Below are 20809 nucleotides of genomic sequence, written 5' to 3'. Positions count from 1 at the left end.
ATAGTTTTGTTATCGGCAGTTTTTGCCGATCATTAATTTTTTGAGCGTGTTTTCTGATGATTGATCAACCCGCGGCCTGCCGCATCCATGTCGAGGCCTTGAGCACGAGCTTTCAACCACAGGCCGAGCAATGGGCCGAGCGCCTGGGCCTACCGCTGCAGGTGGATGACGGCGAGTTTGCGTTGCAGGTGGGGGACCAGGGTTTGCAGCTGCAACAGCTGGGGCCGGACGCACCGGGCCCGGTGCGGGTGGATTTCGTCGAAGGTGGCGCGGCGCATCGTCGGTTGTACGGTGGTGGTAGCGGGCAGATGATCGCCAAGGCAGTTGGCGTCGCCCAGGGCGTGCGCCCACGCGTGCTGGACGCTACGGCCGGGCTGGGCAAGGATGCGTTCGTCCTGGCGAGCCTGGGTTGCGAGATGAGCCTGATCGAGCGTCAGCCGCTGATTGGCGCTTTGCTGGAGGATGGCCTGGCCCGTGGCGCGGAAGATTTCGACGTGGCACCGATCGTGGCGCGCATGCGCTTGCTCAAGGGCAACTCGATCGAAGTGATGCGCAACTGGGAAGGCGAACCGCCGCAGGTGATCTACCTCGACCCGATGTTCCCGCATCGTGAGAAGACTGCGCTGGTGAAGAAGGAAATGCGCCTGTTCCGGCCGTTGGTGGGCGATGACCCGGATGCGCCGGCATTGCTTGAAGCCGCCTTGGCGCTGGCCAGCCACCGGGTGGTGGTCAAGCGCCCGCGCAAGGCGCCGTGTATTGAAGGGCCGAAGCCGAGCCATGCGCTGGATGGCAAATCCAGTCGGTATGACATCTATCCGAAGAAAGCGCTGAAGCCTTAAGACCGAGCTGCCAATCGCGAGCCTGCTCGCGATGGCGTCAGACCCGACACCCACAATCCATCAGGTTCACTGCGGCCGATACGCCCGCATGAACAACCCCACCACTTCCTGCACATGACGCTCGGCGGCCTCGTCATCCAACGGCTCGCCACAGCCAAACAACAAACGGAAATTCGCCGCGCCCTTGAGCAGGCAGAAGAAGTGTTCTGCTGCATTGCGCGGTTTGTCGATGCTCAGCAAGCCACTCTGATCGACCTTGGTCAGCAGTCGCTCCATGCCCTGCAACATGCGCTGGGGGCCCGCCTCGAAGAAGATCAGCGACAACTTCGGATCCTGGCTACCCAAGGCCATGATCAGGCGATGCAGGTTCAGCGACTCGTCACTGTTGATCAGATGATGAAAGCCGCGCGCGATGTTCAGCAGTACGGTTTCCACCGCAATACCTTCCGGCAGTTCAAAAAATAGCGGCGGTAATTGCTCCTCGCACTTGGCCACCACGGCGGCGGAGAACAGCGTCTCCTTGTCGTTGAAATGGCTGTAGACCGTCAGCTTTGACACACCGGCCTCGGCTGCGACGGCATCCATGCTGGTATTGGCATAACCCTTACTCAGAAACAGCGTTTTCGCCGCGTCGAGAACGGCCTGGCGCTTGACCAAATCCTTGGGTCTGCCTGGGCCATTAGGTGCTGAAAGATTGTTTGGCATATTCGCTTTTATTACTGGACTGGTGAGTTTGCTATTAATAACATACTCGCCAGTATAATTATTCCAAGCACCATTAGCGAAAGGTCCTTCACCATGTTCCGCTATGCCTTGCCCCTCGCATTGCCAGTCAGCCTGGCGTTTTTATTGACTGCGTGTGGTCACGAGGAGGCGCCGCAAGTCATCGTTCGCCCGGCCATGGTGGTTCAGCCAGAGCCTTCGGCGCAGGCAACCGAAAGCTATCCCGGTGAAGTCCGTGCCCGCTTTGAGCCGGATCTGGCGTTCCGCATCGGCGGTAAAGTCAGCCGACGACTGGTCGACGAAGGGCAGCGGGTCAAGGCCGACCAACCGCTGGCGGAGCTCGATCCCCAGGACGTGCGCCTGCAACTGGAAGCCACTCGCGCTCAGGTCGCCGCCGCCGAGGCCAATCTGAACATGGTGCGCGCCGAGCGTGATCGTTATAAAACGCTAATGGATCGTCAGTTGGTCAGTCGCTCGCAGTACGACAATCAAGAAAACCTTTACCGTTCCGGTGAAGCGCGTCTCAAACAAATCAAAGCCGAATTCAACGTATCGACCAACCAGGCCAGTTACGCCGTGCTACGCGCACCGCAGGACGGCGTGGTGGCGAAGCGCGCAGTGGAAGTCGGGCAAGTGGTGGCCGCAGGGCAAACCGTGTTCACGCTCGCCACCGATGGCGAGCGTGAAGTGTTGATCAGCTTGCCAGAGCAGAGCTTTGGTCGCTTCAAGGTGGGTCAGCCGGTGTCGGTGGAGCTCTGGACGCAACCGGATCAGCGCTTCGCCGGGCACATCCGCGAACTGTCGCCAGCCGCCGATCCGAAGTCCCGTACTTTTGCTGCACGCATCGCTTTCAATGCCGGCAAGGTCCCGGCCGAACTGGGGCAGAGCGCCCGGGTGTTTGTACAGACTGCCGAGGTTATCCCGTTGTCGGTTCCGCTTTCTGCACTGACCGCAGAAGGCGGCGTGACCTACGTCTGGGTGGTCAGCGCCAACAACACCTTGAAGAAGACCCCGGTGCGTGTGGGGGCCTTTGGCGAGAAAACCGTCCCGGTCCTCGAAGGCCTCAACGCCAGCGACTGGGTGGTGGCCGCCGGCGTCCATGTGCTTCTCGACGGGCAACAAGTGCGCCCGGTGGATCGCTCCAACCGCGTGGTCAATCTGGCGGACAAGGAGTAATCCCCGATGGGTTTCAATCTTTCCGCCTGGGCGCTGCGCAATCGTCAGATCGTACTGTTCCTGATGCTATTGCTGGCCATCGTTGGCGCACTTTCCTACACCAAACTCGGCCAGAGCGAAGACCCGCCGTTCACCTTCAAGGCCATGGTGATCCGTACCAATTGGCCAGGGGCGACAGCGCAGGAAGTCTCGCGCCAGGTCACCGAACGCATTGAAAAGAAGCTGATGGAAACCGGCGAGTACGAACGCATCGTCTCGTTCTCCCGCCCGGGCGAGTCCCAGGTGACGTTCATTGCCCGAGACTCCATGCATTCGGTGGACATTCCGGAACTCTGGTATCAGGTGCGCAAGAAGGTCAGCGACATCCGCCATACCTTGCCGCCAGGGATTCAGGGGCCATTCTTCAACGATGAATTCGGCACCACCTTCGGCAACATCTACGCATTGACCGGCGACGGCTTTGATTACGCGGTACTCAAAGACTACGCCGACCGCATCCAGATCCAGCTGCAACGGGTCAAGGACGTGGGCAAGGTCGATCTGCTCGGCTTGCAGGACGAAAAGATCTGGATCGAACTTTCCAACGTCAAACTCGCCACCCTGGGCTTGCCGCTGGCGGCGGTGCAACAGGCGCTTGAAGAACAGAATGCGGTCTCCACCGCCGGCTTCTTCGAAACTACCAGCGAGCGATTACAACTACGGGTCTCGGGGAATTTTCAGACAGTCGATGAGATCAAGAATTTCCCGATTCGCGTTGCTGATCGCACATTCCGCATTTCCGATGTAGCCAATGTGCGACGTGGCTTCAACGATCCACCGGCACCGCGTATGCGCTTTATGGCGCAGGATGCGATCGGTCTGGCCGTGGCCATGAAGGACGGTGGCGACATCCTGGTGCTGGGCAAGGCGCTGGAAGTCGAATTCGCCCGCATCCAGAAAAACCTCCCGGCCGGCATGCAACTGCGCAAGGTTTCCGATCAACCGGCAGCGGTGAAAACCGGTGTCGGCGAGTTCGTGCAGGTGCTGGTGGAAGCATTGGCGATTGTGTTGCTGGTGAGCTTTTTCTCCCTCGGCGTACGCACCGGCATGGTGGTTGCCCTGGCGATTCCCTTGGTGTTGGCGATGACGTTCGCCTGCATGTATTACCTTGGCATCGGCCTGCACAAGATTTCCCTTGGCGCATTGGTGCTGGCCCTGGGCTTGCTGGTGGACGATGCGATCATCGCCGTGGAAATGATGGCGATCAAAATGGAGCAGGGCTTCGACCGGATCAAAGCCGCGAGCTATGCCTGGACCAGTACCGCGTTCCCGATGCTCACCGGCACGCTGATCACCGCTGCCGGTTTCCTGCCGATCGCCACCGCGCAATCCGGTACTGGCGAATACACCCGCTCGATCTTCGAGGTGGTCACCATCGCGCTGCTGGCCTCGTGGGTGGTGGCCGTGGTTTTTGTACCGTTCCTCGGTGAAAAACTCCTGCCGGACCTGGCGAAAATTCATGCAGCCAAACATGGCACAGACCAACCTGATCCTTACGGCACACCGTTCTATCAGCGCGTCAGACGACTGGTGGAGTGGTGCGTGCATTGGCGCAAAACCGTGATCCTGGCGACCGTGATGTTGTTCATTGCCTCCATCGTGCTGTTCCGTTTCGTGCCGCAGCAGTTCTTTCCGGCATCGGGCCGACTCGAGCTGATGGTTGACCTGAAGCTGGCCGAAGGGGCGTCCTTGAGCAACACCGCTGATGAGGTCAAACGCCTCGAAGCGCTGCTCAAGGACAAGGCGGGAATCGACAACTATGTGGCCTACGTCGGTACGGGGTCGCCGCGTTTTTACCTGCCGCTGGATCAGCAATTGCCTGCGGCGAGCTTCGCCCAGTTTGTCGTCCTGGCGAAAACCATCGAGGAGCGTGAGAGCTTGCGCACCTGGTTGATCGCGACGCTCAACGAACAATTCCCGGCCCTGCGTTCGCGGGTAACGCGCCTGGAAAACGGCCCGCCGGTTGGCTATCCGGTGCAGTTCCGCGTCACGGGTGAACACATCGAGGAAGTCCGCGCGCTGGCCCGCAAAGTCGCGGCCAAGGTTCGTGAAAACCCGCACGTGGCCAACGTTCACCTGGACTGGGAAGAACCGAGCAAAGTTGTGTACCTCAACATCGATCAGGACCGTGCGCGGGCGCTGGGCGTGAGCACGGCGAACCTGTCGAGGTTCTTGCAGAGTTCGCTGACCGGTTCCAGTGTCAGCCAGTATCGCGAAGACAACGAGTTGATCGAGATCCTGCTGCGCGGCACCGCGCATGAGCGCACCGAGTTGTCGTTGCTGCCAAGCCTGGCGGTGCCGACCGACAACGGTCGCAGCGTGGCCCTGTCGCAGATCGCGACCCTGGAATACGGCTTTGAAGAAGGTGTGATCTGGCACCGCAATCGCCTGCCCAACGTGACCGTTCGCGCTGACATCTATGGCAAGGAACAGCCGGCGACGCTGGTGAAGCAGATCATGCCGACCCTCGATGCTATTCGTGCTGAACTGCCGGACGGCTATTTGCTGGATGTCGGTGGCACGGTGGAAGATTCGGAGCGCGGGCAGAAGTCGGTCAACGCCGGTGTGCCCATGTTCATTGTCGTGGTGCTGACGTTGCTGATGCTGCAACTGCGCAGTTTCTCACGCACGGCGATGGTATTTCTGACGGCACCGTTGGGGTTGATCGGGGTGACGCTGTTTCTGATGGTGTTCCGTCAGCCGTTTGGTTTTGTCGCCATGCTCGGGACTATCGCCTTGTCGGGAATGATCATGCGTAACTCGGTGATTCTGGTGGATCAGATCGAGCAGGATATCGCTGCGGGCTTGAAGCCTTGGCAGGCGATCATCGAGGCGACCGTGCGGCGATTCCGGCCTATTGTGCTGACGGCACTCGCTGCTGTTTTGGCAATGATTCCGTTGTCGCGCAGTGTGTTTTTCGGGCCGATGGCGGTGGCGATCATGGGGGGGTTGATTGTGGCAACGGCGTTGACGCTTTTGTTTTTGCCAGCCCTTTATGCCGCTTGGTTTCGGGTTCGCAAAGAGTCGGATTGAGGGGTTGACCTTGGCGGCCTTCGGGCCGACCAAGCTCTTGGTTGATTGAGTACATATCCATTCCTGCGGTAACGGCCGCTGGCGGTTTCGCCCTTACGGCGAGTCACTTTTAACAAGCGCCTTAAAAGTAACCAAAAGCGCTCGCCCCTTACGTACGGCCCCTCGCCTAGGCTCGGCGTTCCTTCGCTCCGGTATTCATCCGGGGGCATTGCCCTCCGGTCGGCTTCGCTTCGACCTACATGCAATGAGTTCGACTGCGTCGAACGGCGCTGCGCGCCAGTCCCCGGATGAACACCTCCGCTCAGCCTTCCGAGGGGGCGGGTGGATCAAGATCAAGAGCAGCAGGCGAGCTAACGCTCGGCCTGATGAGTGGTGAAAAGCTGAGGAGTACGCCGATTTGCTCTTCTGTGGGAGCCAGCCTGCCAGCCGACCAATCCCTCACAGACATACACGGATCAACTGTAGGAGCTGGCTTGCCAGCGATGGCGGCCTGCCAGCCGACCAATCTCTCACAGATTTACCCGATCCAATTGTGGGAGCGAGCCTGCTCGCGATGACGGCTTATCAGTCAAAAGTGTTTATCGCCCAATCAAACATTCAGACCATTCCCACAAGACTTTCAGGTTGCCTGTCGGAAGCACGGTTTCTAGCCTTTGACCGTCGCTGCGAATTCAGCGACCGGGACTGCAAGCCCGCCAATAGTTTGTTAGGCGCCCACAGGCGCACCTATAATCGTGGCGCTTTTTAGCGACCACCGATTTATGGTGGCCTGACCGGTCCGACGTGCAATCTGGTGCTCGGTATTCAGCAGATGATTGTCCTTGCACAGCTATCGGTGAGCGAGGTGCTGGATCACCTTGATCCGCAGCAATAGAGAACGAAAAAGCCCGCTGACCTTTACAAGGCTCAGCGGGCTTTTCTGGTGTTGCCGTCAGCTAATACTTACAAAGTACCAAACACCTTCTTCGCCAAACTGGTCGCCGCAGCCGCCGGGTTCTGGCGGAGGGTTTCTTCCTGTTTGCCGATCATTTCGAACAAGCCGTTGAGCGCCTGTTCGGTGACGTAGCTTTCGATGTTGGCATTCTTGGTGTCGATCACGCCCATGGTCGCGGCTTGTCCGGCGAACGAGTTGTACTGCTGGGCCAGGCCCACCTTGTCGGTGGCTTGCTTGACGATTGGCAGGAACCTGGCGCGGATTTGTTCGCGGCTGGTTTTGTTCAGGTACTGGGTCGCCGAGTCGTTACCGCCGCTGAGGATGCCCTTGGCGTCTTCCACCGACATTTTTTTCACTGCATCCACGAGGATTGGCTGGGCCTGGGTCACGGCGGTTTCAGCCGCTTTGTTCATGCTGGTTTCCAGTTGATCGACCTGATCGCCCATGCCGAACTGTTTCATTTTGCTGGCGACTTTGCCCAGTTTGCCCGGCAGTTCGATTTTCACGTCCGGGTTGTTGCTGAAGCCGCCCGGGGTGCCGAGTTGTTTCACGGCCAGTTGCGCGCCTTGAGTCAGGGCATCCTTGAGCCCACCGGTGGCGTCTTTTTGCGACAGGTCGCTGAGGGACAGCGCCATCGCGCTGGCGGAGATCATCAAACCTGCGCACAGGCCGGCGAAGCGTAGGGTAAGGCGAAACATGGCAACTTCCTTTTCTGAAAAAGACACTTAGCGGGCCGGGTCGACACGGACCTTCACGGGCTGTGGATCGGTGCCGTCCAGTCGCACGGGGTGGTTTTCGGTGGTGATGAACATCAACTGACCGTCGACTTCAATGCGGGCGCTGACTGAGTAACGATGGTTGGGCTCTACCTTCAGCGGGTCGTAGCTCAAATGGAACGCCAAGGGTACCTGGCCTTTGACGGGGCCTCGTTGTTCGTCGATGACCTTCGCCGGGGCATCGGCGAGGGAGATGTCTTGCAGGCTGACGCTCAGGACCGCATTCGGTGGCAGCGCGATGCGTTGCAGGTAGAAGACTTCGCCATCGAGGGACGCTTTTGGTGCCGGCGTCGGGTGCTGGCAGGCTGTAAGCAGCACCGCAGCGGCAATCAGGGACAGTTTTTTCATCGGTAGATCTCCGTATCGTGGGCACCAGAGCCAACGGGTGCCCTGATCAATCTAGACAGTCTGGTTCGGTGGTGCGGGTTGGTCGGCAGCATCTTCACTGCGATGCAATGCCACCTGCCGGATCGACAAACGAATCTCTGCCGGCAATACCCGTTTGGCCGCGCCTTCGGCCAGTTCACCGAGCAGTTCGTGGTAACTCAGCTTGCCCGCTTCATCGCGCTTGAGTACGTCGAGGTCGAGCATGGTTTGAATAAAGTGGCGGAACAGGCTCTTGTCGAAGAACTCCGGGGCGTTGAGGCCATGCAGGATCGACAGGCGCTGAGCCATGACGGTGCACAGGTCTTCCAGTTCTTCGGCGCTGATGCTGTTCTGGCCGCTATTGAGCAACAAGGAAACGGTCATGTAGAAGCGCTGCAGAGTCTGGGCAATGCTCTTCGACAGCAGCGTCAGCAACACGAAATGCCGCGAACTTGGTGCCGGGCGCAGGTACACGTCATTTTCGAAGCGCAGCAGGCCTTGTTCGACGAAGGCTTCCAGCCATTGATCGATGACCGCGTCCAGCTCATCCAGCGACCAGCGAATGAACAACTCGGCTTGCAGGTACGGATACAGAGCGCGGGTGTAGCGCAGGATCTGTTCGCGGCTCATGCGCGACGCACTCTGGAAGAAACTCGCCAGCAGCGCCGGCAGGGCGAAGATGTGCAAAACGTTGTTGCGGTAGTAAGTCATCAGGACGGCGTTCTGCTCGTCCAGATAGAGAATCTTGCCCAGGGCATCGCTCTGCTCGGACAGTAAATCCATGTCCTTGACGTGTTCGATCAATGCGCGACCATCACCTTCCGGCAACGTGGTGTGCGGCGAGTATGGGACTTTGCGCAACAGTGCCAGATACAGGTCGAGCACCCGGGCCATGGCGCGGTCGTCCAGGGCCAGTCGACTGGTGGAAAGCAGTGCCAGCGCAACGAGGTTGACCGGGTTGATCGCCGCCGCTTCGTTCAAGTGTTGCGCGACTTTCTCACCGAGGCGGTTGGTGGTTTCATTGAGCCAGGCCGGTTTGAACTGCGGACCGAGTTCCTGTTGGCGCCAGTCCGGTTGTTCGCTGTCGAGAAACTCTGCCAGTTTGATCGGCTCGCCGAAGTTCACCGCCACCTGGCCGAAACGCTGCTTGAGCGCGCCGATGACTTTGAAAATGTCGAAGATCGATTCTTTCTTCTTGGTCGCGCCGCGCAGTTCGCCGAGGTAGGTCCGGCCTTCGAGCACACGCTCGTAGCCGATGTACACCGGCACGAACACGATCGGCATCCGTGAGGAACGTAGGAAGCTGCGCAGGGTGATCGCCAGCATCCCGGTTTTCGGTTGCAGCATGCGCCCGGTTCGCGAGCGGCCGCCCTCGACGAAGTACTCGACCGGAAAACCTTTGGTAAACAGCGTGTGCAGGTACTCGTTGAACACCGAGGTGTACAGCGGGTTGCCCTTGAACGTGCGGCGCATGAAGAACGCGCCGCCACGGCGCAGCAGGCTGCCGATCACCGGCATGTTCAGGTTGATCCCTGCGGCGATGTGCGGCGGGGTCAGGCCGTTGCGGAACAGCAAGTAAGACAACAGCAGGTAGTCGATGTGGCTGCGGTGGCACGGCACGTAAATCACTTCGTGACCCTGGGCGACCTTCTGCACGCCTTCGATGTGGTTGACCTTGATGCCGTCGTAGATCTTGTTCCAGAACCAGCTCAACACCACTTCCAGAAAACGGATCGCGGTGTAGGTGTAGTCCGAGGCGATCTCGTTGCCGTAGCGCAGGGCCTGGGCCTTGGCTTTTTCCGGCGAGATGTTTTCGCGCTCGGCTTCATCGAGGATCGCTTGCTTGACCAAAGGCTGGTTGAGCAGGCCTTTGACCAGGTTGCGCCGGTGGGAAATGTCCGGGCCGATCACGGCGGCTTTCAGGTTGCGAAAGTGCACCCGCAAAATGCGCTGGGCCATACGTACGGTGCGCTCGTGGCCCTTGTTGTGCTCGATCAGTTCGCGCAGGTGGATCGGCGCGGAAAACTGCACGCGGGTTTTGCGCCCCAGCACGATGATGCTCAGCAGGCGACGCAGGCGCCCGGTAACGGCCCAGCTGTCGGCGAACAGCAACTTCCACGGGCTGGATTCGCTATCGGGCGATTGGCCCCAGAACACGCTGACCGGAATGATCTGCGCGTCTTCGGCGGCGTTCTGACTCAGGGCGCTGACCAGGCGGGTCAACGTCGGCGGTGCGCCGCGTTTGTCCTGGCGGCCGAGCCAGTCCGGGTCCGGGGTCAGGTAGAAAAACGCGGCGGGTTCCAGCAGATTACCCACGGACACCGGCAACACCGGGCGCGGCAGGCCCGCCTTGCTGCATTCGGTGTCGACCACGGCAAGGTCGGTCAGCGAAGGGTTTTGCAGGACATAGAACACCGGACGACTGCGGTCGAGGTTGAGGGTGAACGACGACTGGTTGATCGTCTCCGAGCGAACCCAGAGGTAAAGCAGTCGGCGCAGGGTGCCAAACACAAGACGGCGGAACGGGGAGCGGGTCATACGGCATCTGCATGAGTGAATAAAACCGAGCGTTTGCTCGGGAGGGCGTAGGGGGCCTTCTCAATTAGTTTCCACGCCGCGTTGTCGCCTTAAAGCTGGCCAGGTAAGGCGCAGGCCGCAGGGAATGGTTGTTCCCTTTCCAAGGCCTGCAACGCAGCCTGGCCAGCTTTAAGGCACAACCCGAAGGGCCGGGCCTGCTGTTTTGCAGGGCTGCGTTGCTCGAAGCTTATTTGGAACGACCAAACCACGCTTCTCGCGCCTTGCCCTGCAAAACAGCAGGCCCGGCGCGGCGCGGAAACTAATTGAGAAGGCCCCCTAGTGTGCCGGATTCATCGAAAATCGGCAAAAAAGCACGGAAGTAAACTCCTGTTGAGAGTTTTAACGTCTGTCATATACTCGGCGCTCTGTCGCCGCTGCCTTCATTGGGCCGGCATGTGCAGGCTGACGTTCCCGAGGCTTTCCTGCGAAAAGCCCGATCAATAATAAAAAAGGAGTATGAACAGATGGCAACACGTGAAACCGGCAATGTGAAGTGGTTCAACGACGCCAAGGGCTACGGCTTCATTCAGCGCGAAGACGGGGTGGACGTGTTCGTGCATTACCGCGCGATTCGCGGTGAAGGCCACCGTTCACTGACCGAAGGCCAGCAGGTTGAATATGCGGTGGTCGAAGGGCAGAAGGGGTTGCAGGCTGAGGATGTGGTGGGGTTGTAATCCGCACGCAAAAAAACCTGTAGTAACGAGTTTGCTCGCGAAGAACTCAATGACGCCGCGTTTCCTGAACAGGCGCGTTATCGTTGACGACCATCGCGAGCAGGCTCGCTCCTACAGAGGGCGGTGTTAAGGCTTCAAGCGGTTTTCCAGGTGATCTCTTCTTCACCATCGGCGCTGATACGAATCCAGCGATCCGCCGTCTCTTCACCTTCTTCTTCTACCCACGTTCCCGGCGCGCAACGCACTTCGACGTTCAGTGCGGCAAACGCGGCGCGGGCGCAGGCGATGTCGTCTTCCCACGGGGTCTGGTCGCTTTCCAGGTACAGGCTGTTCCACTTTCCTACGGCTTTCGGTAGCCAGGTCACCGGGACGTTGCCGGCTTTGCACTTGTAGGTCTGGCCTTTCTGGACCCAGTCGGTGCACGGACCCAATGCCGCGCCGAGCCAGGCGGAAATGGCTTTGTGGTCGGCGTCGGCGTCTTTCAGGTAAATCTCGATATCGGGTTGGCGCATGGATGTCCTCACTGCGTGTCTGAAAAATCCATTCGCGGATTTAGCCGGCCCCGGGCACCGCCCGAGACCAAAAGGTTATTGAAGAACGAAATAATCGTAGCGCATCGAGACGGTGGTCTCGAACGGCTCGATCTGCTCGATCACTGCCGCACGACGTTCGGCACTGGCACGCCAGCCGTGGGGTGTCATCGCCAGCAGGTTGGCGCGGTCTTGACCGTTGACCAGTGTCAGCTTGAATTCCAGGGTTTCGCTGTGCGCCAGCACCATGCCTTCCGGCACCAGGTCCAGATGTTTGTCGTCAATGTACTCGCGGACTTCGTCGTACAGCCGCTCGCGCAGTTCCATCAGGTGGCCGCGGGTCGGCCCGACTTTCATCAGGCCGCCGCCGACGCTGAGCAAGCGCTTGGCCTCTTCCCAATCCAGAGGGCTGAAGACACTGGCCAGGAACTGGCAACTGCCGGAAGCCAACGGTACACGGGCCATGCTGGCGATTAACCAGGTGATCTTCGGGTTGCGTTTGCAGGCGCGTTTGACCGCTTCCCGGGAAATGTCGAGGGCATAGCCGTCAGCGTGCGGCAAGGCATTGGCGATTTGCGCGGTGTAATAACCCTCGCCACAACCGATGTCGAGCCAGCGCTGCGGCGCATAACTTGCCGCCAACTCCGCCAGACGCTTGGCCACCGGCGCGTAATGCCCGGCGTTCAGGAAATCACGGCGGGCTTCGACCATCGCCTGGTTATCCCCAGGGTCGCGGCTGTTCTTGTGCTGCACCGGCAACAGGTTCAGGTAACCCTGGCGCGCGCGGTCGAAACGATGCCCGGCGGGACACGCCACGCCGTTGTCCACCGCACTCAGCGGTTCGCTGCAGATCGGACACGCAAGCATCAGGCGAGCAACTTGATCAGGGTCTGGTAATAGATTTCGGTCAGCACGTCGAGGTCGGCTGCCAGCACGCGTTCGTTGACCTGGTGGATGGTCGCGTTGACCGGCCCCAGCTCAACCACTTGCGTACCCATGGTCGCGATGAAGCGACCGTCGGAGGTGCCACCGCTGGTGGACGCTTTGGTTTCGCGGCCGGTGATGTCCTTGATGCTCGACGATACGGCGTCAAGCAGCGCGCCCGGTTCGGTGAGGAACGGCAGGCCGGACAGCGCCCAGTCGATGTGCCAGTCCAGGCCGTGTTTGTCGAGGATGTCGGCCACGCGCTTCTGCAGGCCTTCGACGGTCGACTCGGTGGAGAAACGGAAATTGAACACCGCCACCAGGTCACCCGGAATGACATTGGTCGCGCCGGTGCCGGAGTTGACGTTGGAAATCTGGAAACTGGTCGGCGGGAAGAAATCGTTGCCGTGGTCCCAATGCTCTGCAGCCAGTTCGGCCAGGGCCGGGGCGGCGAGGTGGATCGGGTTCTTCGCCAGGTGTGGATAAGCCACGTGGCCCTGGATGCCGCGCACGGTCAGCTTGGCGCCGAGCGAGCCGCGACGGCCGTTCTTGACCACGTCGCCCACCAACGAGGTACTCGACGGTTCGCCGACGATGCACCAGTCCAGACGCTCCTTGCGTGCGGCCAGGCGCTCAACCACCGCCTTGGTGCCGTGGTGTGCAGGACCTTCTTCGTCGCTGGTGATCAGGAACGCGACTTTGCCCTTGTGATCCGGGTAGTCGGCCACAAAGCGCTCGGCGGCCACCGTCATCGACGCCAGGCTGCCTTTCATGTCTGCCGCGCCACGGCCACAGAGCATGCCGTGTTCGTCGATCAGTGCGTTGAACGGGTCGATCTGCCACGCGGTCACCGGACCGGTCGGCACCACGTCGGTGTGACCGGCGAAGCACAGCACCGGGCCGTCGTGTTTGCCGTGGGTGGCCCAGAAATTATCCACATCTTCGATGCGCATCGGCTCGAGTGCAAAACCGGCATCGCCCAGGCGCTGCATCATCTGCTTCTGGCAATCGGCGTCGACCGGCGTCACGGACGGACGGCGGATCAGGTCGATGGCGAGTTGAAGGGTCGGCGAAAGGTCGGCGTGGGCCGTCATGGAAAACTCCGGAAGTTCTTAATGTGGGAGCGAGCCTGCTCGCGATAGCGGTTTCACAGCCAACATAAATCTTGAATGTGACGGCCTCATCGCGAGCAGGCTCGCTCCCACAGGTATTGGGTCAGGCCATTAGGGCCAAGGCCCCGCAAAATGGCGGTTATCTTAAAGCAAAACGGCGACCATTGGCCGCCGTTTAGTGCATCCGCAGAGATTTAGACCGCTGGCGCCGTTTGCGCCTCGACGGCCGGTTTTGGCAGCGAGGAGAGGAACGCCATGATCAGCGCCGCGACGTACGGCAGCGACTGCACCAGCAGCATGGTCACCCAGAAACGCATGTCGTTGCTCGGCAAGCCCTGCACCAAGAAGATCCCCAGTGCCGCGCCCCACAACAACAGCATGATGAACATCTCTTCCCGGGCTTCCGAAATTGCCACCCAGAAGCCGTGGTTATCGGCATTCTTCGGGGTGCGGAAGAACGGAATGCTGCTGGTGAAGAAACCGTACAGCACCGCTTTGGCGATGGTGTGCGACAACGCCAAGCCGGCCAGCGCCGCGCAGAATGCATCTTTGAGGTTCACGCCGACGGCGCGACGATAAAGGAAGATGATCTTGCCGACCTTGAACACGAACAGCGCCAACGGCGGGATCGCGAAAATCAGCAGCGGTGGATCGACCCGTTGCGGCACGATGATCATCGCCGCCGACCACAACAACGCGCCGACGGTGAAGAAGATGTTCATGCCATCGGCCACCCACGGCAACCAGCCCGCGAGGAAGTGGTAGCGTTGGCCGCGAGTCAGCTCGGTGTCCTTGCCGCGCAGCAGGCTGGCGGTGTGACGCTTGATGATCTGAATCGCGCCGTAGGCCCAACGGAAACGCTGCTTCTTGAAGTCGATGAAGGTATCGGGCATCAGACCCTTGCCGTAGCTGTCGTGGTAATACGCGGCCGACAAGCCTTTTTCGAACACGCGCAGGCCCAGTTCGGCGTCTTCACAGATGCACCAGTCGGCCCAGCCCAGTTCTTCGAGCACCGAGCGGCGGGTCATGGTCATGGTGCCGTGCTGGATGATCGCGTCACGGTCGTTGCGGGTGACCATGCCGATGTGGAAGAAGCCTTTGTATTCCGCGTAGCAGAGCTTCTTGAAGGTGCTTTCGTTCTGGTCGCGATAGTCTTGCGGCGACTGCACCACGGCGATTTTCGGATCGGCGAAGTGCGGCACCATGTGCTTGAGCCAGTTCGGGTGCACGCAGTAATCGGAGTCGATCACCGCGATCACTTCGGCGTCCTTGGCGGTGTGCGGGATCAGGTAGTTCAGCGCGCCGCCCTTGAAGCCGGCCAATGGCGCGACGTGGAAGAACTTGAAGCGTGGGCCGAGGGTTTCGCAGTAGTCGCGCACCGGCTCCCAGACCGCCGGGTCCTTGGTGTTGTTGTCGATGATCAGGACTTCGAAGTCCGGATAATCGAGGTTGGCCAGGGCGTTGAGGGTCTGTTTGACCATCTCCGGCGGCTCGTTGTAGCAGGGCACGTGGATCGAGACTTTCGGGCGGTACGTGGAATCGCCTTCCACCGGCAAAAATTCACGGCGGCGTTTGTGCACCCACACGGCTTCGGCCAATTCATGGGCTTCGGTGAGCAACACGATGAACACTCCGAGGGCACCGAGGGCGAGCAAGAAACCGACCGTCAGGCTGAACCAGGTGCTGTACTGCTGACTGTAGTCGTAACCGATCCACACCAGCACCGAACCGCAAAGGAACGCGATAAAGGTCAGGAAGGTGCGGCCACGTTGGCGCAGGGCTGAGCCGTCGATCATCAGCAGGGTCAGCGACAGCAGGGCCAGGACGACCGAGCCGATGGCCAGTACGCGCCACTGCGGAATCGCCACGACCGGGCCTTCGAAGTTGAATTTCTGCTGGCGTGCAGCGTTGAACACACCCCAATAGGCGCCCACCGAACCTTCGTCGCTGGCCTTCCACGGCTGGTCAAATGCTTCGATCACGAAGTAGTTGAAGCCCTGACGGTTGAGCTTGTTGACCAGTGTGCGCAGGTAAATCGCCTGATCGGCCGGCGACGCATCGGCACCACCGCGCATGCGGCCGTTGCTCGGCCAGCCCACTTCGGACAGCAGCAACGGTTTTTTCGGGAACATCTTTTTCAGGTCGCGGGCGCGGTCGAGGACGAACTGGCCGGCCTTGTCCATCGGGATGAATTCCCAGTAAGGCAAGACGTGCGCGGCGATCAGGTCGACGTGCTTGGCCAGTTCCGGGTGTTCTTCCCAGACGTGCCACTGCTCGGACGTCGTCACCGGCACCTTCACGGCGGCGCGAACGCGGTCCAGCAGGACACTGAGTTCCTGGGCCGTGATTTCCTTGCGGAAAATCGCCTCGTTACCGACCACCACGCGAACCACGCTGCGTGAAGAATTGGCGATTTCGATGGCGCGGGTGATTTCCCGCTCGTTGCGCTCTTGGTCAGGGCTGATCCAGATCCCCAGAGTCACCCGCAGGCCGAATTCTTCCGCCAGTTTCGGGATGTTCTCCAGCGTGCCGTCGACCGAGTAAGTACGGATGTTGTCCGTCAACTTGCTCATGATCTCCAAGTCGCGACGCATCTGATCGTCGGTCGGATACTGCTCTTTCTGTGGGAATTGACCTTGCTGAAACGGCGAATACGAGAAGCCGGAGATCTGTTCAGGCCAGTTGGGGGCGGTGACCGGGCGATTGATCAACGCCCAGAAGCCGGTAAACAAGGCAGCGATGGCAAGCACCACCACCAGGTTGAGTCCAAATTTACGCGATGACATAGCTATTTCGGGTTCCAAAGGCTGTGGAACAGTAAGAACATTGGCGGTCGCCAAAGGGCGCGCATCCTACACTGGCGGTTCTCTGAACGTACAGCAGACAGGGAAATGCCGGACGTTGGGCAACCCAACTCAACTTAAGTTCTTTCGTTAGAGCATGTAGGGAAAATCTTCGTTCGATGTAGTTTTTCTGGAAGATACCCGTTCATAGCTTGATGATGCTCTTGATCGCCGACCGCCCTATAATGCGCGCCGGTTTTTAGGGTAATGGTCATGAGTACAGAAGATCCACGGTTTGCCGGCATCGCCCGTTTGTATGGCATTGAGGGCCTTGAGCGCTTGAAGGCCGCCCATGTGGCGATCGTTGGCGTCGGTGGCGTCGGCTCCTGGGCGGCGGAAGCCATGGCCCGTTGCGGCGTGGGCGAGATATCGCTGTTTGACCTGGACGACGTTTGCGTCAGCAACGCCAACCGGCAGTTGCACGCACTGGACAGCACCGTCGGCAAACCCAAGGTCGAAGTGATGGCCGAGCGCTTGCGCGGGATCAATCCGGACTGCACCGTGCATGCCGTGCCGGACTTCGTCACCCGCGACACCATGGCCGAATACATCACGCCGAACATCGACTGTGTGATCGACTGCATCGACAGCGTGAATGCGAAAGCCGCGCTCATCGCCTGGTGCAAGCGTCGCAAGATCCAGATCATTACGACGGGCGGCGCGGGTGGGCAGATCGACCCGACGCTGATCCAGGTCTGCGACCTGAACCGCACGTTCAACGATCCGTTGGCCTCAAAAGTGCGCTCGACGCTGCGTCGTGATTACGGCTTCTCGCGTACCGTGACCCGCCATTACAGCGTGCCGTGCGTGTTTTCCACCGAGCAGCTGCGCTACCCGAAACCGGATGGCAGCATTTGCTTGCAGAAAAGTTTTGTCGGCGATGGCGTAAAACTCGACTGCGCCGGTGGCTTTGGCGCGGTGATGATGGTGACGGCAACATTCGGCATGGTCGCAGCGACCAAGGCTGTGGACAAGATTGTGGCTGGGGTTCGGCGGCCGGCAGATCGGGTCAAGCCTCAGGTTTGATGGCGATGATCCCTGTAGGAGCAGCCGTCGGCAGCTCCTACACGTCGCTTAGGCTCCGCATCCGCTGAAGCACCGCATTCAAGCCATTGCTACGCGACTGCGACAACTGCCGCCCCAATCCCAATTGATTGAACCAGTCGGCTAAATCAACTTGCTGCAACTCAATCGCCGACAACCCATTGACCCGCGCCAACAACAACGCCACCAACCCGCGAATCAGGCGGGCATCGCTGTTGGCGCGGAACTGCCAATGACCATCGCGCAACTCGCCTACCAGCCATACCTGACTTTCGCAGCCATGAACGCGGTTGGCGTCGCACATCTGTTCATCGCTCAATGCAGGCAAACGCTCGCCCCACTGCATCAGCAATCGCGCGCGTTGTTCCCAGCCAGCGGCAGCCTCAAAGGTTTCGAGCGCCGTGACGGCATCGGCAGGCAAGTTCATCGCAACAACTCCAGCGCCTGATCCAGCGCCTCAAAGAACCGTTCAAGATCTTCGGAATCGTTATACAACGCCAACGACACCCGAATCGCCCCGGCCAGTTCGAAGCGTTTGAGCAACGGCATGGCGCAGTGATGGCCGGCGCGTACCGCGATGCCTTGCTCGGTCAGCAGATGCGCCAGATCCGAGTTATGCACACCCTCGACGGTAAAACTGACCAATGCCAGTTGGGGCTTGCCGAGCAAACGGATGCCGTTGCGCGATTCCAGCCCCTTGAGCAAATAGTCATGCAACGCGGCTTCGTGGGCAGACACGGCGTCCTGGTCGAGACCGGCGAGATAATCCAGCGTCGCCCCAAGACCAATGACACTGGCGATCGGCGGCGTTCCAGCCTCGAAACCCAGCGGCGCCGGGCGAAAGCGTGCGTCGTGGTAATTGGCGTCCAGCACCATCTCGCCGCCGAACTGCCACGGTCGCAGCTGTTGCAGCGCGTCGTTGCGCCCGAACAATACGCCCAGGCCATCCGGACCGTAGAGCTTGTGGCTGGAAAACACATAGAAGTCGCAACCCAGCGCCTGGGCGTCATGACGGCCATGGACCACGCCTTGTGCGCCGTCGATCACGGTCAAAGCGTTGTTCGCCTTGGCCATCGCCAGCAGCGCGGGCAAAGGTTGCCAAGCGCCGATCACGTTGGACAACTGGCTGACGGCCAACAGGCGCGTACGTGGTCCGATCAAGCCTGCAGCCGCTTCAAGGTCGATTACGCCGTCGGTATCCAGTGGCAGGATGACCAGTTTCAAATCGCGACGGTGCGCCAGTTGCTGCCACGGCAGCAGGTTGGCGTGATGTTCCAGGGCGCTGATGACAATCTCATCGCCCGGGTGAAATAGGTGTTCCAGGCCATAGGCCAGGAGATTCAGCGCGGATGTCGCGCCGTGGGTAAAAATGATCTGCCCGCTGTCACCGGCATTGAGCCATTGCGCGACTTTGCGGCGGCTGTCCTCGAACGCCTGGGTGGCGTGCGCGCCGGGCAGGTGTTGCGCCCGATGCACATTGGCCGCGCCATTGGCGTAGTAATGCGCCAAAGCGTCGAGCAGGGCTTGAGGTTTTTGTGTGGTGGCGGCGTTGTCCAGATAGGTCTGGTCTTGCCGTTGCAGAGCGGCGATGGCCGGGAAGTCGGCGCGCCAGGGAGAGGGAATCATCATGTGTTCGGCCCTGTTAACTTGGGCGTATGTACACCGCACCTTGTGGGAGCGAGCTTGCTCGCGATGGCGTCCGCAAGACCGCCAAAAAGCATCGCGAGCAAGCTCGCTCCCACAGGTGCCTGCGGCACTTAGTTGTGAGCGTGCAGCGCTTCGTTCAGTTCGATCGCCGATTTGTGGGTTTTGCATTCCACGGCACCGGTTTCCGAATTGCGACGGAACAGCAGGTCAGTCTGGCCGGCCAGTTCACGGGCCTTCACCACTTTGACCAGCTTGTTGTTCTCGTCCAGCAGCGCCACTTTGGTGCCAGCGGTCACGTACAGGCCCGACTCAACGGTGTTGCGGTCGCCCAACGGGATGCCGATACCGGCGTTGGCGCCGATCAGGCAGCCTTCGCCGACCTTGATCACGATGTTGCCGCCGCCCGACAGGGTGCCCATGGTCGAGCAACCGCCGCCCAGGTCCGAACCCTTGCCGACGAATACGCCAGCGGATACGCGGCCTTCGATCATGCCCGGGCCTTCGGTGCCGGCGTTGAAGTTGATGAAACCTTCGTGCATCACGGTGGTGCCTTCGCCCACGTAAGCGCCCAGGCGCAGACGCGCGGCATCAGCAATACGCACGCCGGCCGGAACCACGTAGTCGGTCATTTTCGGGAACTTGTCCACCGAGAACACTTCCAGCAGTTCGCCACGCAGGCGCGCTTCCAGTTGATGTTCAGCCAGTTCGGACAGGTCGATGGCGCCCTGGCTGGTCCATGCCACGTTTGGCAGCAACGGGAAGATGCCGGCCAGGTTCAAACCGTGCGGCTTGACCAGGCGGTGGGACAGCAGGTGCAGCTTGAGGTAAGCCTCAGGGGTCGAAGACAGTTGAGCATCTTCAGCCAGGATCGTTGCAACCAGTGGCTTGTGGCTCTCGGCCAGACGGGTCAGCAGCGCAGCTTGTGCAGCGTCAACGCCTTTGACGGCTTCAGCCAGTTGCGAGGCCTGAGCCGTGGTGAATGCGATGGCCTGGTTGCCTTCGCTGTAGCCCAGGATCGGCGCGATGGCAGCGACCAGTTCGGCCGACGGGTTGAGCAATGGCTGCGCGTAAAACACTTCCAGCCATGCGCCTTGACGGTTTTGAGTGCCGACACCAAAGGCCAGGCTGAACGGGGTAGTGGACATGTTGATACCTCTAACAAATTGAAACGGGCTGCTTACTTGAGCGCGGCCGCGTAGATATCTGGCTTGAAGCCAATCAGGGTTCGGTCACCGAGATCGAGCACCGGGCGCTTGATCATCGAAGGTTGTGCGAGCATCAGTTCGATGGCTTTCGACTGGTCGAGATCGGCTTTGCGTTCGTCGTCGAGCTTGCGAAAGGTCGTGCCTGCACGGTTCAACACCACTTCCCAGCCGTGCTCGTTGCACCATTGGGTCAGGTGTTCACGGTCGATACCGACCGCTTTGTAATCATGGAAGTCATAGCTGACAGCGTGTTCATCGAGCCAGGTGCGCGCCTTTTTCATGGTGTCGCAGGCTTTGATGCCGAAAAGGTGCAACGTTTTGCTTGAAACGGTCAAGGAATTGCCCCCTTTGCAGGTGCTGGAGAAAA

At 60.0% G+C, this 20809-nt stretch carries 17 protein-coding genes; 5 read left to right on the top strand and 12 right to left on the bottom strand.

Annotated features, from left to right (window positions below; all coding sequences use genetic code 11):
* Positions 1 to 56: 56 nt before the first annotated feature.
* The gene (locus tag ACNYC6_RS07720; RefSeq protein WP_419711786.1) at positions 57 to 839 is read left to right on the top strand and encodes a class I SAM-dependent methyltransferase; all 783 of its coding nucleotides are present in this window, start codon (positions 57 to 59) and stop codon (positions 837 to 839) included.
* Between the two features lie 66 nt (positions 840 to 905).
* Here the strand turns inward: ACNYC6_RS07720 and ACNYC6_RS07715 are convergent, their stop codons facing one another.
* Positions 906 to 1544, bottom strand: a complete 639-nt coding sequence (locus ACNYC6_RS07715; RefSeq protein ID WP_419711785.1) for a TetR/AcrR family transcriptional regulator — start codon at positions 1542 to 1544, stop codon at positions 906 to 908.
* Between the two features lie 93 nt (positions 1545 to 1637).
* Here ACNYC6_RS07715 and ACNYC6_RS07710 point away from each other — a divergent pair, with 93 nt between their 5' ends.
* Both ACNYC6_RS07710 and ACNYC6_RS07705 read left to right on the top strand, forming a co-directional pair.
* Positions 1638 to 2738: an efflux RND transporter periplasmic adaptor subunit gene (locus ACNYC6_RS07710; RefSeq protein WP_419711784.1), complete on the top strand. Its 1101-nt coding sequence runs from the start codon at positions 1638 to 1640 to the stop codon at positions 2736 to 2738.
* A 6-nt stretch (positions 2739 to 2744) separates the two neighbouring features.
* Entirely contained in the window at positions 2745 to 5810 is a 3066-nt protein-coding gene (locus ACNYC6_RS07705; RefSeq protein WP_419711783.1) for an efflux RND transporter permease subunit, read from the top strand.
* A 942-nt stretch (positions 5811 to 6752) separates the two neighbouring features.
* On the opposite strand, the gene ACNYC6_RS07700 is transcribed toward ACNYC6_RS07705, so the two are convergent.
* From ACNYC6_RS07700 to plsB, 3 genes are read right to left on the bottom strand one after another with little or no spacing between them, the layout of a single operon-like run.
* Positions 6753 to 7442: a DUF4197 domain-containing protein gene (locus ACNYC6_RS07700; protein WP_419711782.1), complete on the bottom strand. Its 690-nt coding sequence runs from the start codon at positions 7440 to 7442 to the stop codon at positions 6753 to 6755.
* A gap of 27 nt (positions 7443 to 7469) precedes the next feature.
* Positions 7470 to 7868: a YbaY family lipoprotein gene (locus ACNYC6_RS07695; RefSeq protein WP_419711781.1), complete on the bottom strand. Its 399-nt coding sequence runs from the start codon at positions 7866 to 7868 to the stop codon at positions 7470 to 7472.
* A gap of 51 nt (positions 7869 to 7919) precedes the next feature.
* On the bottom strand, positions 7920 to 10424 hold the full coding sequence (plsB, locus tag ACNYC6_RS07690) for a glycerol-3-phosphate 1-O-acyltransferase PlsB (RefSeq protein ID WP_419711780.1): 2505 nt from the start codon (positions 10422 to 10424) through the stop codon (positions 7920 to 7922).
* A gap of 503 nt (positions 10425 to 10927) precedes the next feature.
* On the opposite strand from plsB, the gene ACNYC6_RS07685 reads away from it, so the two are divergent.
* Positions 10928 to 11137 (top strand): cold shock domain-containing protein, encoded by a 210-nt coding sequence (locus ACNYC6_RS07685; protein ID WP_007954750.1) that lies wholly within the window; start codon positions 10928 to 10930, stop codon positions 11135 to 11137.
* A 134-nt stretch (positions 11138 to 11271) separates the two neighbouring features.
* Here the strand turns inward: ACNYC6_RS07685 and ACNYC6_RS07680 are convergent, their stop codons facing one another.
* The 4 genes from ACNYC6_RS07680 to ACNYC6_RS07665 all read right to left on the bottom strand — a co-directional run bounded on the left by ACNYC6_RS07680 (position 11272) and on the right by ACNYC6_RS07665 (position 16489).
* Positions 11272 to 11649, bottom strand: a complete 378-nt coding sequence (locus ACNYC6_RS07680; protein ID WP_419711779.1) for a hypothetical protein — start codon at positions 11647 to 11649, stop codon at positions 11272 to 11274.
* Between the two features lie 75 nt (positions 11650 to 11724).
* On the bottom strand, positions 11725 to 12534 hold the full coding sequence (locus ACNYC6_RS07675; RefSeq protein WP_419711778.1) for a putative RNA methyltransferase: 810 nt from the start codon (positions 12532 to 12534) through the stop codon (positions 11725 to 11727).
* Positions 12534 to 13685, bottom strand: coding sequence for a succinyl-diaminopimelate desuccinylase (gene dapE / locus ACNYC6_RS07670; protein WP_419711777.1), 1152 nt, complete (start codon positions 13683 to 13685; stop codon positions 12534 to 12536). The genes ACNYC6_RS07675 and dapE overlap by 1 nt, the downstream gene beginning before the upstream one ends.
* A gap of 212 nt (positions 13686 to 13897) precedes the next feature.
* Positions 13898 to 16489, bottom strand: a complete 2592-nt coding sequence (locus ACNYC6_RS07665; RefSeq protein ID WP_419711776.1) for a glycosyltransferase — start codon at positions 16487 to 16489, stop codon at positions 13898 to 13900.
* Positions 16490 to 16753: 264 nt separating this feature from the next.
* Between ACNYC6_RS07665 and tcdA the strand changes: the two genes are divergently transcribed.
* Positions 16754 to 17572 carry a tRNA cyclic N6-threonylcarbamoyladenosine(37) synthase TcdA gene (tcdA, locus tag ACNYC6_RS07660; protein WP_419711775.1) on the top strand — a complete coding sequence of 273 codons (819 nt, stop codon included), beginning with the start codon at positions 16754 to 16756 and terminating at the stop codon, positions 17570 to 17572.
* 37 nt (positions 17573 to 17609) lie between these two features.
* On the opposite strand, the gene ACNYC6_RS07655 is transcribed toward tcdA, so the two are convergent.
* The 4 genes from ACNYC6_RS07655 to ACNYC6_RS07640 form a co-directional block, all read right to left on the bottom strand.
* Positions 17610 to 18017: a SufE family protein gene (locus ACNYC6_RS07655; protein ID WP_419711774.1), complete on the bottom strand. Its 408-nt coding sequence runs from the start codon at positions 18015 to 18017 to the stop codon at positions 17610 to 17612.
* On the bottom strand, positions 18014 to 19219 hold the full coding sequence (locus tag ACNYC6_RS07650) for an aminotransferase class V-fold PLP-dependent enzyme (protein ID WP_419711773.1): 1206 nt from the start codon (positions 19217 to 19219) through the stop codon (positions 18014 to 18016). The genes ACNYC6_RS07655 and ACNYC6_RS07650 overlap by 4 nt, the downstream gene beginning before the upstream one ends.
* Before the next feature lie 128 nt (positions 19220 to 19347).
* The gene (gene dapD, locus ACNYC6_RS07645; protein WP_419711772.1) at positions 19348 to 20382 is read right to left on the bottom strand and encodes a 2,3,4,5-tetrahydropyridine-2,6-dicarboxylate N-succinyltransferase; all 1035 of its coding nucleotides are present in this window, start codon (positions 20380 to 20382) and stop codon (positions 19348 to 19350) included.
* A gap of 32 nt (positions 20383 to 20414) precedes the next feature.
* Entirely contained in the window at positions 20415 to 20777 is a 363-nt protein-coding gene (locus ACNYC6_RS07640) for an ArsC family reductase (protein ID WP_008057297.1), read from the bottom strand.
* Positions 20778 to 20809 lie beyond the last annotated feature (32 nt).

Source organism: Pseudomonas sp. NFX224 (assembly GCF_048565165.1).
In the GTDB taxonomy this organism is placed as follows: Bacteria; Pseudomonadota; Gammaproteobacteria; order Pseudomonadales; family Pseudomonadaceae; genus Aquipseudomonas.
The sequence above is the reverse complement of the archived record's forward strand: the minus strand, read 5'-3'. Positions and strand labels throughout refer to the sequence as shown.